This is a genomic window from Puia sp. P3 (assembly GCF_050632245.1).
Classification (GTDB): Bacteria; Bacteroidota; Bacteroidia; order Chitinophagales; family Chitinophagaceae; genus Puia.
This window is the reverse complement of sequence record NZ_CP192583.1, coordinates 5,132,650-5,147,406: the sequence shown is the minus strand read 5'-3', so window position 1 is coordinate 5,147,406 and position 14,757 is coordinate 5,132,650. Positions and strand designations below refer to the sequence as shown.

General features: G+C 56.3%; 19 protein-coding genes. 9 read left to right on the top strand and 10 right to left on the bottom strand.

The features are described from left to right. Nucleotides 1–7: 7 nt before the first annotated feature. From ACQ86N_RS32175 to ACQ86N_RS32145, 7 genes are all read right to left on the bottom strand, one after another. Entirely contained in the window at nucleotides 8–556 is a 549-nt protein-coding gene (locus tag ACQ86N_RS32175; protein ID WP_431217688.1) for a hypothetical protein, read from the bottom strand. After that, complete coding sequence (locus ACQ86N_RS32170; protein ID WP_431210607.1) at nucleotides 496–1,218, bottom strand: hypothetical protein; 723 nt, start codon at nucleotides 1,216–1,218, stop codon at nucleotides 496–498. Before ACQ86N_RS32170 ends, ACQ86N_RS32175 begins: the two co-directional genes overlap by 61 nt. 209 nt (nucleotides 1,219–1,427) lie before the next feature. Next, nucleotides 1,428–2,213 (bottom strand): ion channel, encoded by a 786-nt coding sequence (locus tag ACQ86N_RS32165; RefSeq protein ID WP_431210606.1) that lies wholly within the window; start codon nucleotides 2,211–2,213, stop codon nucleotides 1,428–1,430. A 138-nt stretch (nucleotides 2,214–2,351) separates the two neighbouring features. Beyond that, nucleotides 2,352–2,681, bottom strand: a complete 330-nt coding sequence (locus tag ACQ86N_RS32160) for a hypothetical protein (protein WP_431210605.1) — start codon at nucleotides 2,679–2,681, stop codon at nucleotides 2,352–2,354. A gap of 23 nt (nucleotides 2,682–2,704) precedes the next feature. Then, the gene (locus tag ACQ86N_RS32155) at nucleotides 2,705–4,153 is read right to left on the bottom strand and encodes an FAD-binding and (Fe-S)-binding domain-containing protein (RefSeq protein ID WP_431217687.1); all 1,449 of its coding nucleotides are present in this window, start codon (nucleotides 4,151–4,153) and stop codon (nucleotides 2,705–2,707) included. Continuing rightward, complete coding sequence (locus ACQ86N_RS32150; protein WP_431210604.1) at nucleotides 4,039–5,088, bottom strand: FAD-binding oxidoreductase; 1,050 nt, start codon at nucleotides 5,086–5,088, stop codon at nucleotides 4,039–4,041. Before ACQ86N_RS32150 ends, ACQ86N_RS32155 begins: the two co-directional genes overlap by 115 nt. Further along, nucleotides 5,082–5,312, bottom strand: a complete 231-nt coding sequence (locus ACQ86N_RS32145; protein WP_431210603.1) for a hypothetical protein — start codon at nucleotides 5,310–5,312, stop codon at nucleotides 5,082–5,084. Before ACQ86N_RS32145 ends, ACQ86N_RS32150 begins: the two co-directional genes overlap by 7 nt. 182 nt (nucleotides 5,313–5,494) lie before the next feature. On the opposite strand from ACQ86N_RS32145, the gene ACQ86N_RS32140 reads away from it, so the two are divergent. Together ACQ86N_RS32140 and ACQ86N_RS32135 are read left to right on the top strand one after the other, a co-directional pair. Beyond that, a complete protein-coding gene (locus tag ACQ86N_RS32140) occupies nucleotides 5,495–6,130 on the top strand; it encodes a hypothetical protein (RefSeq protein WP_431210602.1) in 636 nt (211 codons plus the stop codon). Then, on the top strand, nucleotides 6,130–6,546 hold the full coding sequence (locus tag ACQ86N_RS32135) for a hypothetical protein (RefSeq protein WP_431210601.1): 417 nt from the start codon (nucleotides 6,130–6,132) through the stop codon (nucleotides 6,544–6,546). The genes ACQ86N_RS32140 and ACQ86N_RS32135 overlap by 1 nt, the downstream gene beginning before the upstream one ends. A gap of 30 nt (nucleotides 6,547–6,576) precedes the next feature. Here the strand turns inward: ACQ86N_RS32135 and ACQ86N_RS32130 are convergent, their stop codons facing one another. From ACQ86N_RS32130 to ACQ86N_RS32120, 3 genes are read right to left on the bottom strand one after another with little or no spacing between them, the layout of a single operon-like run. After that, entirely contained in the window at nucleotides 6,577–7,161 is a 585-nt protein-coding gene (locus ACQ86N_RS32130) for a GNAT family N-acetyltransferase (protein WP_431210600.1), read from the bottom strand. 35 nt (nucleotides 7,162–7,196) lie between these two features. Continuing rightward, nucleotides 7,197–8,372 carry a serine hydrolase domain-containing protein gene (locus tag ACQ86N_RS32125; protein WP_431210599.1) on the bottom strand — a complete coding sequence of 392 codons (1,176 nt, stop codon included), beginning with the start codon at nucleotides 8,370–8,372 and terminating at the stop codon, nucleotides 7,197–7,199. 15 nt (nucleotides 8,373–8,387) lie between these two features. Further along, on the bottom strand, nucleotides 8,388–9,059 hold the full coding sequence (locus tag ACQ86N_RS32120; RefSeq protein ID WP_431210598.1) for a hypothetical protein: 672 nt from the start codon (nucleotides 9,057–9,059) through the stop codon (nucleotides 8,388–8,390). Between the two features lie 88 nt (nucleotides 9,060–9,147). On the opposite strand from ACQ86N_RS32120, the gene ACQ86N_RS32115 reads away from it, so the two are divergent. From ACQ86N_RS32115 to ACQ86N_RS32085, 7 genes are all read left to right on the top strand, one after another. After that, nucleotides 9,148–11,487: a zinc-dependent metalloprotease gene (locus ACQ86N_RS32115; RefSeq protein ID WP_431210597.1), complete on the top strand. Its 2,340-nt coding sequence runs from the start codon at nucleotides 9,148–9,150 to the stop codon at nucleotides 11,485–11,487. Next, nucleotides 11,487–11,756, top strand: a complete 270-nt coding sequence (locus ACQ86N_RS32110) for a hypothetical protein (RefSeq protein ID WP_431210596.1) — start codon at nucleotides 11,487–11,489, stop codon at nucleotides 11,754–11,756. Before ACQ86N_RS32115 ends, ACQ86N_RS32110 begins: the two co-directional genes overlap by 1 nt. A 386-nt stretch (nucleotides 11,757–12,142) precedes the next feature. Continuing rightward, nucleotides 12,143–12,646, top strand: a complete 504-nt coding sequence (locus ACQ86N_RS32105) for an STAS/SEC14 domain-containing protein (protein ID WP_431217686.1) — start codon at nucleotides 12,143–12,145, stop codon at nucleotides 12,644–12,646. Then, complete coding sequence (locus ACQ86N_RS32100) at nucleotides 12,634–12,996, top strand: hypothetical protein (protein WP_431210595.1); 363 nt, start codon at nucleotides 12,634–12,636, stop codon at nucleotides 12,994–12,996. Before ACQ86N_RS32105 ends, ACQ86N_RS32100 begins: the two co-directional genes overlap by 13 nt. 390 nt (nucleotides 12,997–13,386) lie before the next feature. Further along, nucleotides 13,387–14,151 carry an SRPBCC family protein gene (locus ACQ86N_RS32095; protein WP_431210594.1) on the top strand — a complete coding sequence of 255 codons (765 nt, stop codon included), beginning with the start codon at nucleotides 13,387–13,389 and terminating at the stop codon, nucleotides 14,149–14,151. Further along, a complete protein-coding gene (locus ACQ86N_RS32090; protein WP_431210593.1) occupies nucleotides 14,067–14,459 on the top strand; it encodes an HAD family hydrolase in 393 nt (130 codons plus the stop codon). The genes ACQ86N_RS32095 and ACQ86N_RS32090 overlap by 85 nt, the downstream gene beginning before the upstream one ends. Continuing rightward, complete coding sequence (locus ACQ86N_RS32085) at nucleotides 14,417–14,746, top strand: HAD family hydrolase (RefSeq protein WP_431210592.1); 330 nt, start codon at nucleotides 14,417–14,419, stop codon at nucleotides 14,744–14,746. The genes ACQ86N_RS32090 and ACQ86N_RS32085 overlap by 43 nt, the downstream gene beginning before the upstream one ends. Nucleotides 14,747–14,757 lie beyond the last annotated feature (11 nt).

Sequence of the window (14,757 nt, the reverse complement as noted above, 5' to 3'; positions counted from 1 at the left end):
GGGTAAGTTAAAAAACTTCGCCGAGGTTGACAAAAAAGCCGCCTGAGCCATGGATGCCCCAGCCGTAGTCGATGCAGAGGTTGGTGCGGCTGAATTTGTTGAGGCTGATCCGGAGGCCGGCGCCGTAGCCGGGGATGAGGTACTGGAATTTGCCCGGGTTGGTCTCGGTAAAAGACTGGGCGTTGGCGAAGACGACCCCGCCGAGGAGGCCGTTGGTGGTGATGCCAAATCGGTATTCCGACTCGAGGTAGACCAGGTTCCTGCTACGGAAGCGGCCCTGGATATAGCCACGGGCTGTATTGCTGTAGGCGTCCCAGCCGGTGCTGGGGAGGAGCAGGTAGGGTGGCTTGCCACCGCCCACCGTAAACCAGTCATAGCTCCAGAAGGCCAGTACGTTATGGGACCGGCCGGGAAAGGGGATGTATTTCCGGAGGTCGAAGAGCAGGGACTGCCAGTTGTTGTCGCTGCCCAGGAAGGTGAAGTTGGGACGGTATGTTATGCTGGCGTAGTCGCCTTTTTCGGGATTAATGGAATTCCTGCGGCTGTCAAAGAGCAGGTGGGCGGAGATGCCTGAGGCGGTCGCCGTGTTGGTAAGCCCGTAGCGCTCAAAATCGGTGGTCTTGCCGGGGCCGGAGGGGGGTCGACCTCCTTTATATTCCAGAAATAGTCGAAGTCGTAGCCGAGCCCGAGGTACAGGTCGCGGGTAACGGACCTCAGAATGGCCTGATGAAGCCGCAGATAGCCGTAGTTGATATTATAGCCGCTGTCCACGCTGGTATTGCCGCCGAGTCCGTAGGTCTGGGAGGGATATTTCAGGAAGCGCCAGTCGGTGACGATATTGTATTTATTGCCCCTGGTCCAGATGTCGGCCTGGACGGGAAGGATGATCTGTTCGTATTGTGAGTAGGTGATACTAGTGAGGACGGAGGACATGTTAGCCTGACTGTGTTCGCTGGTATAGAAGGCGAAGTTGGAAGACAGGACGCCGGCGAAACCGGTCTGGAGGGTATAACCTGCGATAGGGAGGGCGGAGATGTGAAGTTTTCCCTCCTTTTGGGCGACGGTGTCTATTCGTTTGGTCCGGTGGCCCTTTAGCCAGGAGCGGCCGACGTCCACGAGGTCTATCTGGTTGTTTTTCAGGGAGTCCTGAGCCCGGCCTGTTGCGGTCAGGAGAAATGACAGGATTAAAGAAAGGAATATTTTATAGATTAGACGCAACAGTAGTTGATTAGCCACCCCGCTTGGACTGGCGAATAATAAAACGGTTTAAACCGGTAATTAATATAGGTTTGCGATGAAGGAAGGGGTTGTTTTTAGAGGATACGTGATGAGTCAGGCTGGAGTTGCGCAATTTTACGGCTTTTTTTGTAATGCCTCTGTTAATTAAGTGTATCGGTTGCGGAAGGAGGACGGCCGACGATCGACGGTTATGAGCGGTCGGTCAGTCCGGTGTATTCGTTCAGCTTGTGGAGCTCGAGTATGGTGGTTCTGCCGTCTTCGCTCTCGCGGTACATGGGAACAAATTTCCCGTCAAATTTTATTTCGTGGTAGGTGTAAGACGTTCGTGCCTGGACTACGTTGGAATAGACGTCGTCGAAGCCGCGGATGAGGACGTAAATCTCGACGTCAGCGGCGGCCATGTCTTTGTAGGTGAAGTCTCTCAGGGGGCTGTTCTCGTCCATGGGGTGGACGACGGTCCAGTTCATGGGCAGGCTTTCGACCTTGCTGCGTTCGAGGGTGAGGTCATAGTAGCGATATTCCTCGGTGAGGTCGTCCTGGAGGACTTTGAGGCCGATGTTGACGCGGATCTGGACGTCGGTAAGGGTGTGGTTGTCCTTGTAGGGAGCGAAGCGGAACATGAGGGCTTTACCGCTCTTGAAGGGGCTGACGAGGGCGAAGTCGCTGAACACCAGGTAGGCGCGGGGGCGGGAGAAGCGTCCGAAGATGAGACCAGTGGCGAGGGCGAATGAGAGGAATCCGCTCATGCCTTCTATGGCGGCCACGAGGTTGGCCCATCCTCCGATGGGGTTGACGCGGCCGTAGCCAACGGTGGTGAATGTTTCGGTGCTGAAGAAGAAGGCTTCCTTGAATTTACCCCAGGGGTAGTCGAAAGGAGGCCCTGCAGCTGGTCGAGGCCGATAAGCAGGTAGATGGAGCAATAGACCAGATTGATAGCGAAATAGGAAAGGACGAGCAGGCCGATGAATTTCCACCGGGGGAGGGTCAGCATATAGTGATAGATGCTGAGGCGATTCATCAGGGAGACGCCTTCCTTGCGGAGGTTGAAGGTGCCGTCGCGGTTGATGAATCTTCCGCCGTAGTTGGCTGCATTTGTTCCGAAGCCGGTATCATTATTGGTCTTTAGCTTCGGGTCTATTTTCATTTCTGATGCCATAGTGGTGCAAAGTTAGTGTCCCTAAACGATACAGGCATCGTATAAAATTTCGATCGGGTGGAGGGCTACGCGTCCTGTCCCGTCTTTTATCTGGTGGCGGCAGGCTGGTGCCGGGGGCGGCGATGAGCGTCTCAGCGGTCTGCTGGCGGACGGTGGGCAGGAGGACGAGCTCGCCTATTTTTTGGGATATGTCGTAGTGTTCTTTTTCGTATCCGAATGAGCCTGCCATGCCGCAGCAGCCGGAGGGGATGGTGCTTACGGTATAGTTCTCCGGCAGGGTCATCATTTTTACGGAGCCGGCGGTCGAGCCTAAGGCTTTTTGCTGGCAGTGTCCGTGCAGTTTGATGGCGCGTGTTTCTCTGGAGAACTGGTCCTTTGTGATGGAGCCTCTGGCGGCTTCGTTTGCGATGAAGTCGTCGATGAGCCAGGTATTTTTGCCAGGGCTTTTGCTTTTTCGAGGAGGTCGTCGTCGGCAAGGTCGGGGTATTCGTCACGGAAGGTGAGGATGGCCGAGGGTTCGATGCCGATGAGGGGCGTGTTTTCCGAGATGAGGGGAGAAAGGGCCCTTATGTTCTTGTTGACGATGGTTTTGGCGTGGCGGATGAGGCCTTTGGACATCCAGGTGCGGCCGCTTTCTTCGTGGTCGGGTATGATGACCTCGTAGCCGAGGCGTTCGAGGAGGACGATGGCTTTGATGCCGATCTCCGTGTCGTTATAGTTGGTGAATTCGTCGCAGAAGAGGTAGACTTTTTTATTGGATGTCTGCTTTTTGTGTTTTTTGTACCAGCCGCGGAGGGTTGTCTTGTGCAGCAGGGGCATAGAGCGGTCGGCGGCAAAGCCTACGGCTTTTTTGACCCACGACTGTTTCATCATCCAGTTGTAGATGCCGGGGGCGATGGAGCCGAGGCGGGCGGAGGCCGTGAAGCCGGCGATCAGTCTGCTGCGGAGTGGAACGCCGTTGGCGTCGTAGTAGTGCTGGAGGAATTCGGCCTTCAGCTTGGCCAGGTCGACGTTGGAAGGGCATTCCGATTTGCAGCCTTTGCAGCTGAGGCAGAGGTCCATGACCTCGTAGATCTCTTTGTTATCGTAGCGGTTGGGCTTGTCCGAATGGGTAAGGAATTCGCGAAGGATATTGGCCCCGGCGCGGGTCGTGTCCTTTTCGTTGCGTGTAGCCATGAAGGATGGGCACATGGTTCCTCCGGAGAGGTGGGTCTTTCGGCAGTCACCGGAGCCGTTGCATTGTTCGGCGTGCTGAAGGATGTCCTGGTCGTGGAATCGGAAGATGGTGGGGAAGGGTGGTGTATTTTGTCCTGGCTCGTACCGGAGCATGGAATTCATGGGAGGGGTATCCACGATCTTGCCGGGGTTGAAGATGTTTTCCGGGTCCCAGGTCTGTTTGATCCGGCGGAAGAGCTGGTAGTTCTTCTCACCTACCATTTGGGGGATGAATTCGCCGCGGAGGCGGCCGTCGCCGTGTTCGCCGCTGAGTGATCCCTGATATTTTTTGACGAGCGTGGCGATCTCTTCGGCGATGGTGCGGAAGAGCTGGTTGCCTTCTTTAGTTTTGAGGTTGATGATTGGGCGGAGGTGGATCTCGCCGCTGCCTGCGTGGGCGTAGTGGACCGAGTAAAGGTGGTATTTTTTCAGGATCTCGTTGAAGTCGCGGATATAGCTGGGGAGGTCCTGTACGTCGACGGCGGTATCCTCGATGACGGGGACGGCTTTTTCGTCGCCGGGGAGGTTGCTGAGGAGTCCCAGGCCGGCCTTCCGGAGCGACCAGATCTTTTTGGTGTCGTCGCCGAAGAGGAGGGGAAGTGGTAGCCGAGTCCGGCTGCGCGCATGTCGGCCTCTGCTGCTGCGGCGATGGAGGAGATCTCTTCGCGGGTATCTTTTTTAAACTCTATGACGAGGATGGCGCCGGGGTCGCCCTGGACGAAGAACCTATTCTTGCTCTGTTCGATATTGTCCTTTGTACACTCGAGAATATAGTGGTCGATGAGCTCGCTGGCGGTGGGGTTGTACCGCAGGGCGATGAGGTTGGCGCGGAGGGACTCGTCGATGCTATTGAAGTGGACGCAGAGCAGGCCTGTCTCTTTTGGGGGCAGGGGGCTGAGATCCAGTTTGATCTCGGTGATGAAGGCGAGGGTCCCTTCCGATCCGGAGAGGAGGCTGCAGAAGTTGAAGTCGGGTTGGCCTGCGGTGAAGGGGGCGGTATCGAGCAGGACGTCGAGGGCATAGCCGGTATTCCTTCTTTCGATGCTTTTTTTCGGGAACTCTTTGCGGATGGACTCCTGATTGCTGTAGTCGCCGAGGATGGTCCGGGTTGTCCGGTAGATAGTTGATTCGAGGCCTTTGCCTTCGCATCTGGCGTGGAAGGTGTCGGGGTCGAGGGCGCCGAAGGTTGCTTCTGTGCCGTCGCTGAGCAGGGCTTTTATCTCGAGTACGTGTTCTCTGGTGCTGCGGTAGACTACTGAGTTGGACCCGCAGGAGTTGTTGCCGACCATGCCGCCGATCATGGCGCGGTTGGCGGTGGAGGTTTCGGGGCCGAAGAGGAGGCCGTGGGGTTTGAGGAACAGGTTGAGTTCGTCGCGGATAACCCCGGGCTGTACGCGCACCCATCTCTCAGCGGTGTTGAGCTCTAGTATTTTAGTGAAGTATTTGGATACGTCGACTACGATGCCGCTTCCTACCACCTGTCCTGCGAGGGAGGTGCCTGCGGTGCGGGGGATGAGGGAGGTTTTTCGGAGCGGGCGAACTGGATCAGCTTCTTCAGATCGTCAGTCGTTCTGGGGACGGCAACGGCCTGTGGCATTTCTCGGTAGGCGGAGGCATCCGTTGCATATAGGGTTCGTGTGGTGTCATCGTCGTATAGTTCGCCGGCAAATTCACGAGCCAGGGTCTTCAGTTTTTCGCTCATACCCACAAAAATATTACATTTACGCCATGTATCGAATTGCCATTGTATTGCTGGCCCTGGGTGTTTTTTCATCGGACCCCACCAGCGCTCAGAAAAAAGCTGACCGACTCCGTCCAAAACCCGCTGTTGTACGTCTAATCGACGGTTCTCTCCGGCAAGCGGTGAATCAATATAAAGTACTTATGGGCCGTGTTCCCGCCGATCGTCTCCCCAAGACCTATTATATGATGGGGGACAGGCTGGAGACCAGCAATTCGGGCTGGTGGACGAGTGGTTTTTATCCGGGGACGCTGTTCTATCTGTATGAGTTCTCGCATGACAGTGCGCTGGTGCGGGAGGCGAAGGACCGGCTGAAGCTGCTGGAGAAGGAGCAATACAACAAGGGGACGCATGATCTGGGTTTTATGATGTATTGCAGTTATGGGAATGCGCTGAAAACGCTGGGAAACCCGGAGTATAAGCAGGTGTTGCTGAACAGCGCGGCTTCGTTGTCGACGCGGTTCAATCCGAAGGTAGGCTGTATCCGGTCGTGGGACAGCAAGCCCTGGAAATATCCGGTGATCATCGACAATATGATGAATCTGGAGTTGTTGTTCTGGGCTACTGAGGCCAGCGGCGATTCGTCCTACTACAAGATCGCGGTGACGCATGCCAATACGACGATGAAGAATCATTTCCGGCCGGACTACAGCTCGTATCATGTGATCGACTATGACACGGCAACGGGGGATGTGCTGGCGAAGAAGACGGCGCAGGGGTATGCGGATTCTTCCGCCTGGGCGCGCGGGCAGTCCTGGGGTTATACGGTTATACGGTAATGTATCGCAGCACGCATGATTCGAAGTATCTTTCGCAGGCGGAGAATATCGCGCATTTTATACTCAACAATCCTCATTTACCTGCTGACAAGATCCCGTACTGGGACTATAATGCACCGGATATTCCGAGGGCGTTGAGGGATGCGTCTGCGGCGTCGATCATGGCTTCGGCGCTGATCGAGCTCAGCGGGTATGTGCCGGCGGACCGCGGGCAGGAGTATCTGGATGTGGCGGAGAAGATCATTGTGGGTTTAACGGGGAGTACGTATCATGCGGTGGTGGGGTCTAATGGTGGGTTTATTTTGAAGCATAGTGTGGGGCATTTGCCGGCGAAGTCGGAGGTGGATGTGCCGCTGACGTATGCGGACTATTATTTTGTTGAGGCTATGCTGAGGTATAAGGCTCTGGGGAAATAGGTGATGATTCACGCCGGGGGAGTACACCGTTCACGCGGTGAGGGGGATGGGGCGGCCGAGGAAGTCGTAGGCTTTGATGGGTGTCTGGCGGATGGGGCTGGCGGCGTATTGGGTGGAGCTGAGGGTCCAGATGTTTTCGTCGCGGAAGCGGCCGTCGCGGTCGGTAGAACTATTTTTTATCGTTTGTTCGTGGCTGAAGCCCAGTTTGTGAGGAATATTGTTGCTGGGGGTATTTTCGGGGTCGCAGTGGATCTCAAGACGGGTGAGCCCTTCAATTTCAAATCCGGATCGTATCAGTGCGCAAACGGCTTCGGTGGCGTAGCCCTGGTTGATGTGGCCGACGTTGATCCAGTAGCCGATCTCTCTTGCGTCTTTTCCTACGCGGTTGTGGAGGCCTGTGCCGCCGATGATCGCCTGTTCCTGGGGGTCAAATATTCCGTATACGGCGTCCTGGCCGAGGTCGAACTGGCCTCTGAACTGTCTGATAAACTTTGCTGTCCAGTCAATTTCCTGCGGCTGGTCCTGTGCCCAGGGTATCCAGGGGCGGAGGTGTTCGAGGCTGCCGTTGATGGCGCTGAGTAATTTTTCCGCATCGCCGGGGATGTAGCAGCGCAAGATGAGGCGGGCCGTTTCTATTTTATATGATTGCATCATTTGACAGCGTTGAGGAGTTGTTTGACCATTCCGTCCATGGCGGAGTTCTCTATCCAGCGAACGACGGCGACGAGGTCGTGTTCGGGGTCTACGTAGATCATGTTGGTGCCGTTACCGATGTGGACGAAAGCCGTGGCGGGGGCGCTGGGCAGCAGTTTGTGGTCGGTATTGAGGAACCAGTTCATATATCCGTATGTGGGCTGGGCCGGGGTGGGGGTGAGGGCCTGGCGGACCCATTGTTCAGAAATGAGCTGGTTGCCGGCCCAGTTGCCGCGGTGGAGGGTGAGCAGGCCGAAGCGGGCCATGTCGTAGGCGTTGATGAACATGCCGCCGCCCCAGTGACCGCCGCCGCTGACGGACTGGACGGGCTGGCCGTCGAGGACGATCGAGGAATTCCGATAGCCGTTCCACCGCCATGTAGAGGACGCACCGATTGGGTCCATGATAAATTTTTTCAATATCTGTGGTAGGGGCTGGCGCCAGACGCTGGTGGCGGCGAGGGCCGAGGCGTTGACGCGGACGTCGTTGTATTTATAAACGGCGCCCGGGGCGTTGCGTTTGCGGGTGGTCCATTCTTCGGGTTTGCCGGTGGGGCGGTCGGCCCAGTCGGGTTTATCCCAGAGGGTGCCTTCCCAGTCGCTGGTCTGGCGGAGCATGACGTCCCAGGTGAGGGTGCGGTTGTGGGCGCCCGAGAAAGGATAAATAAGGTTGTCGTCGTTGGAGCCGGGTTTGAAGAGTTCGATCGGGGGGATGTAGGGGGCAACGGTGTCCAGGACGTTGCGGATGAGGCCCTGGTCGACGGCGAGGCCGATGACGGTGGAAAGGAAACTTTTTGTGACGCTGTTGGTGATGTCGACGCGTGCGGGGTCGCCCCATTCGGCGACGATATATCCTTTATAGATGATGAGTCCGGTGGCTTCGCCGCGGTCTTTCAGGGGGCCGACGGGTTCGTCGAATGGTTCGCGGCCGAAGGATTCGGCCTGAGCGAGGTGCTGGTCGCGGGGCGCCTTTGATTCGTTGTCGACGGCGAGGCGGATGGCCTTTCTGAGCTGCGCCGTGTCGAGGCCGAGGGCCGCAGCGGGACGGTGTGCCCATTCTCCTTTAGGAGGAAAGTAGGATTGGGCGCGGGTTAAGAGCGGTAGCAGGGTTAACAGGAGGACGAACTGTTTCATCGCCTCAAGTTACGGCTATTTCTTTAGTCTTGTCTCGAGGGCGGCGAGGTCGAGGTGTTTGTCGAAGGTCTGCATGGCGCCAGCGAGGCGGACGAGGATAGCGCGGGCGTTGCCCCAGTCGTCCATTTTGAATACGGGTGCGTTGAGGTCCACGACCTGGTCGTCGAAGAGGGTGGAGACGTAGACCTGACGGCTGACCAGCTTGTAGTTCCCGGGCATATTGAAATACCATACGAGGAATGTGCGGCCGTGGATGGTCATCCATTCGGTGGAAAGCTGGGAATAGTTCTGTTTGAGCTTCTTTTTATAGTAGCTGAGCTCGTAGTTCATGTATTTTGTCAGCAGTTCTTTTTCTTTTTCCGGGCCGCAGAGGCGGCTTTGGAGGGATTTACCGGCCGGGACGAGGGTGGCCTGGACGATCTGTTTTTCGATGGTGACAAAGCCGGGGACGTCGGAGGGTTTGACCGATTTATAGGGGATGTCGAAGGTAAAGGAGTGGGTGGGGCCGGCGTAGGCGAGGACTGAGCGGTGGCGGCCCTGGATGAGTTTGGCGTGGACGTCTTCGCCGGGGGGTGTTTTTGGGGATTGATTATGGTTCACGGCGGGGTTGTGGATCACGCCGGGGTCAGGGCTGGTGGCCGAGGAGAGTGTAGTGATGAGGACAAGGGTGATAAGGGTCGGTCTCATGGATCTGGGTTTTGTTAAAAGTTTGAACAATAAACGAATTCGGGGTGCGGAAGGTATATGTATTGGGAAAAATTGATAGTTTCACCGGATGAAGAAATTCCTATTTGTAGTAGCGGTTGCTTTGTCCTCGCTCGCATATGCTCAAAAGAAGCCGGCTAGTCCTGTCCAGACGGATACCTCAAAACCCAAACCTCCGAGCTTTCCTCCTTTTTCGCTGCCCAAGTCCGGGATCAAGCCATATAAGGACGTGATAACGGACAAGGCCGTGACGCATAAGGGACTGTTCACGGTACACAAGGTCGAGGATAAATGGTATTTCGAGATCCCGGATTCCATGCTGCTGCGGGAGTTCATGGCCATTACCCGATTTGGCAAGACGGCCGGTGGCGGTGTCTATGGCGGGGAGCTTGCCAACCAGCAGACGCTGGAGTGGGAGAAAGGGCCGGCCAATACGCTGTTCCTGCGCGTTGTGACGCTGGTCAGTATGGCCGACTCGTCGAACAAGATCTACAAGGCGGTACGGAATTCGAATGTGAACCCGATCGCTGCGGCTTTCGAGATCAAGGCTTACGGAAAGGACTCAACGAGTATCGTCATAGACGTGACGGACTATTTCAGGGGGGACAATCTGATCGTGAGCATTCCGCCTGCGATAAAGGGCAGGATGAAGCTGGGTGGTCTTGCTGCGGACCGGTCGTATATCGAACATATCAATACTTTTCCGATCAATACCGAGATCAGGAGTGTGAAGACCTTTTCCACCGGTGGAGGGATGCCTTCGCCTTTTGGTATATCCATCTCCTCGCCGACCGATGCGGCGGGGGCCATTACGCTGGAGCTGAACACTTCGCTGATTCTTTTGCCGGCAACGCCGATGTCCAAGCGCTTATTCGACAAGCGGGTGGGTTATTTTGCCGAGGACTATACCGTCTACAGCGACGATCAGCAGAAGATCGACAATCAGGAGTTCATCGTTCGCTGGCGGCTGGAGCCGAAGCCTGAGGACCGGGAGAAATGGGAGAAGGGACAGTTGGTAGAGCCCATGAAGCCGATCGTGTACTATATCGATCCGGCGACGCCGAGGCAGTGGGTTCCCTATCTGATACAGGGTGTCAACGACTGGCAGCAGACCTTCGAGAAAGCCGGTTTCAGGCACGCCATCGAGGCGAGGGAGTGGCCGGAGAATGACAGTACCATGAGCCTGGAGGATGCGCGTTATTCTGTGCTGCGTTATTTTGCTTCGGACATCGAAAACGCCTATGGGCCAAATGTTCACGATCCGAGGAGCGGGGAGATCATCGAAAGTCATATCGGCTGGTACCATAACGTGATGGAGATACTGCACGACTGGTATATGGTGCAGACGGCGGCGGTCGATCCGAGGGCGAGGAAGATGCATATGGATGACAGTCTGATGGGGCAGCTCATCCGATTCGTCTCCTCTCATGAGGTGGGTCATACGCTGGGGTTGAGGCATAATATGGGCAGCAGCAGTACGGTCCCCGTGGAGAAGCTGCGGGACAAGGCCTGGCTGGATGTGCATGGCCATACACCTTCTATCATGGACTATGCGCGGTTCAACTATGTGGCGCAGCCGCAGGATAATATTCCGGAGGTCGATCTTTTCCCGCGGATCGGCGAGTACGACCGCTGGGCGATCCAGTGGGGGTATTCCTGGTCGGGGGGCAGGACGCCGAAAGAGGACGCGAAGGTCGTCAATAAATGGATCATCGACAGCCTGAAGTCCAATCCGCGGTTGTGGTTTGGCGGGGAAGGTTTCAATGGCGATCCGCGCGCTCAGATGGAGGACCTTGGTGATAACAGTATGAAGGCGGGTGAATACGGAATAAAGAATCTGCAGCGGATACTGCCTAACCTCGAGGTATGGACGAAGGAAGAGGGTGATAAATACGACAATCTTTCCGATATGTACAAGCAGGTGGTGGCGCAGTTCGGCCGTTATATGGGCCATGTGCTGAGGAATGTGGGAGGGGTCTGTGAGACCATCCGCAGCGTGGAGGAGCCCGGGGATGTATACGAGCCGGCGCCGAAGGCGCGTCAGCGGGAAGCGGTTGCATTTCTGAATGCCCAGCTGTTCGAGACTCCGCGCTGGCTGCTGGACAACGATATTCTGAATAAGATCAGCAGTCCTTCCGCGGGTGACCCGGTGGGATCAGTGCAGACGGGGGTGCTGGGCAGTCTGCTGTCGTCTTCGAGGCTGAACAATCTGCTGCAGTCGACTAACCGGTATGGCGCCGCGAAGGCGTATACGGTGGATGAACTGCTGGATGATACGCGGAAGGGTGTCTGGAAAGAGTTGGTAACGCACAGGGCCATCGACGTCTACCGGAGGAATCTGCAGAAGACCTATGTGGAGTCGCTGATCTCCATTGTCAATCCTGCAACGCCACCGGTGACGGGGGCATAATGATCCTTTTCGGCCCCAATACCAAGAACACCGACCTGCCTTCCATTGCGAAGGCAGAGCTGACAGGTCTCCGGAGCAGTCTGCTGGCCGCGATACCGCTGGCAGCGGACCGGTTGAGCAAATACCATCTCCAGGGACCTGGCCGACAGAATCCGGCAGGCGTTGAACCCGAAGGGCTAGAGAACAGGTTGAGGGTAAATTTCTGCCCCTGCGCCGATACGGCGCGGGGGTTTGTTTTTTTGCTACTACTTGTTAACAGAGACCTTTAGCATTTTCTTCTGCGCTTTTGGGCAAGGGATGAGCGCGTCAGCAGGGAGTGTGAGCTTGATGAATCTTCTGAGGTGGTCGTCATAGTATTTACAACGGACGTTACCTCTGTTTTCATGTACCTCTTCAACGATTAGCTTGATATCCAACAAGCCAGGAAAGGTTACCTCATCACCAGCCTTTAAAAATCATACATAGGCAGAGATTTTAAGGGTGATTGCTAAAGTCGTAACATAGGACAAGGTAAGAAAGGACGGGTAAAAAAATCAAATTTTTTTTACGGGAAGAGAGGTCTGCATACGTGATCGGGTAATTTGTGTTCACTGGCAGGACTTTTGTAACTTTCTGGAATAAAAAAAGCCTTCCATGATCGGAATTTTACACTGGTATTCCTCCCAATGTAGCGGGCTTCAGGGCGAGCGGGGAAGTGACCCACGAGGACTACGAGAACGTGGTGTTCCCCGAGATTCGTCGTCATGTAGAGACCTTTGGTCATCTCAATTTTGTCTTTTATGTAGATACATCCCTAAAAAACTTCTCTGCCGGGGCCTGGTTGCGGGACATCTGGATGGGGATTAAGGGGTTTGCGCGCTGGCACAAAGTGGCGATCATTTCGGATGTGGAGCGGATCCGCCGGTTCACGGATGCGATCAGCCATTTATTACCGGGTGAATACAGGGGGTTCTCCACGGAACATCTGGATGAGGCGATACGGTGGGCTTCGACGGAGGAGAAAGCGGTGGATGGGGGGACGGTGCCTGACCATATTGAGGGGTTGTTGCCTCCTCAGGTGAGGGGGAGGCGACGGAGACGGCCGCGGCTGTGGAGGTTGAGCGGGAGGAGGATGCCCGTTATATATTCGAGCGGGCGTCCGAGCGGATGCTGGATGTGAATGAGTGGACGGATATGTGCGGGTCGCTGGCGGCGGGTTTTCAGCTGGCCGACGACATGGGGCATGACCTGCAGGGGCATGCGGCGGTAAACGATTTTGTCCGTATCGATATACCGGGGCCGGGTCCGCAGGAGGGGAGGGGATATGACTGGGTGCAGGTCGAGAAGGTCGAGCAGCCGGTGAGTAGTGAGGCGGACGAGCTGTTTCTGATACAGGTACGTCCTTCGCCTGCGCCGCCGGTGCAGGAGGGCGCCCAGCCGGCGCATTTCCCGGAGGACTCGGCGACTAGTAGCGTTTGTGCTGGAGCGGAAGGGGAAAAGGGTGTCAATGACGGTCTATGGCCGAAATGAGGTGCCGAACGACAGGTTGACGGAGAATCCGGATAAACTGAGAAACAGGGTGGTGGGGTCGTTGGGTGCTATTGGGCTTTCGAAGCTGCAAGTGGAAGGCGCTGGTACACGGGTTGCTTAAGAAAGAGTAAAGGGTTTTTATGTCCAATCAGGATCAGTTCGGGCGTTACAACCGGAGGAGGTATGTGATGCTAATCGTCGTCATATTTGTGATCGTAGTGTCTTTTTTTGCGGGTAAGTGGTATGGGGGAGGCGGAATACTTATATCAGTGAACCCGTGACGCCTGCGTCCTCGCCGCCGGCGCAGAATGGGGAGGACAGGGCGGGAGTGCCACCCGATTCGCTGGGGCATTAGGGAATGGCAATTGCATATCCTCTCAAAAAACTCCTATGATACAGCAGGATATACCGGTGGGCAGGCCGGGTCACAGTATAGGTGAGGGCGAGCGTGCGCTGTCCGCCGTCGCGGGGTCGTTGTTGTTATATTTCGTTGCGAAGAGGCACCGGATCGACAGCCTGCTGGTGGCGGGAGGCGGCTATCTTCTGTACCGTGCTGTTTCGGGGCATTGTCCACTGACGTCCCTGTTCAGGAGGGCTTCGTCGCTGGAACACGGGTCGAACCTCAATGTCCGTTCGCAGGTGGTCGTGAACAAGCCGCGGGCGGAGGTCTATGCGTTCTGGCGAAATATGGAGAACCTCCCGTTATTTATGAAACATATCGATCATATCGACGTCATCGACCCGATGACCTCGGCCTGGAAGCTGCATTTGCCTTTTGGGATGGGCGATGTCCGGTGGGAATCGAGGATCGTGAAAGATATTAAGGATGAAGAGCTCTCCTGGCATTCCGTTGATGGGGCGGCGATCGAGAACACGGCCAAGATCAATTTTTCGGATACTCCCGGCGGGGCTACGCGTATCGACGTGATGGTCTCTTATCGTGCACCGATGGGCGTCGCCGGCGAGCGGATAGGGGAGGCTGCTGACGCCGTTGTTCAAAGACAAGATCGAGGCGGATATCCACCATTTCAAACACTATATAGAAAATGCCGGCCTTGCCGGAGACTGATATGCGTTATCTGGTACTGGCCTCTGACTATGACGGCACGCTTGCCGACCAGGGTCTTGTCACTCCCGAAATCATCGAAAAGCTGAATCTGCTGAAGTCCACGGGCCGGAAGCTGGTGCTGGTCACGGGGCGGGAGATGAAAGACCTCGTGATTGTTTTTCCCGGGTATAAAATTTTCGATCATATCGTCGCGGAGAACGGGGCGGTCCTGTACGACACGGCTACCGGTGAGGAGCAGCTGCTGGGGCAGGGTCCGGGGCCGGAGTTTGTGCGTGAGCTGCAGCGGAAGGGTGTGCATCCGTTGTCGGTGGGGAGGGTGATCGTGGCGACTGGGTGCCGCACGAGCAGGAGGTGCTCGAGGTCATCCGGGAATCGGGTTGCGAGCATCAGGTGATCTTCAACAAGGGGGCGGTGATGATCCTGCCGCCGGGTATCAATAAGGCGACGGGCTTGCAGGCGCTGTTGCACCGGCTGCAGCTGTCGGCGCATAATGTGGTCGGCGTCGGTGATGCGGAGAACGACAGTTCGCTGCTGCAGGCAGCCGAGGCGGCTGTAGCGGTGGGGAATGCCTTACCGTCCCTGAAGCAGGTTGCGGACTGGGTGACGCCTGACGGGCATGGCGCCGGGGTATCGCGAGCCGATCGACCGGCTTGTGGAGGAAGATCTTGCGGGACTGGATGAGCATCTGACCC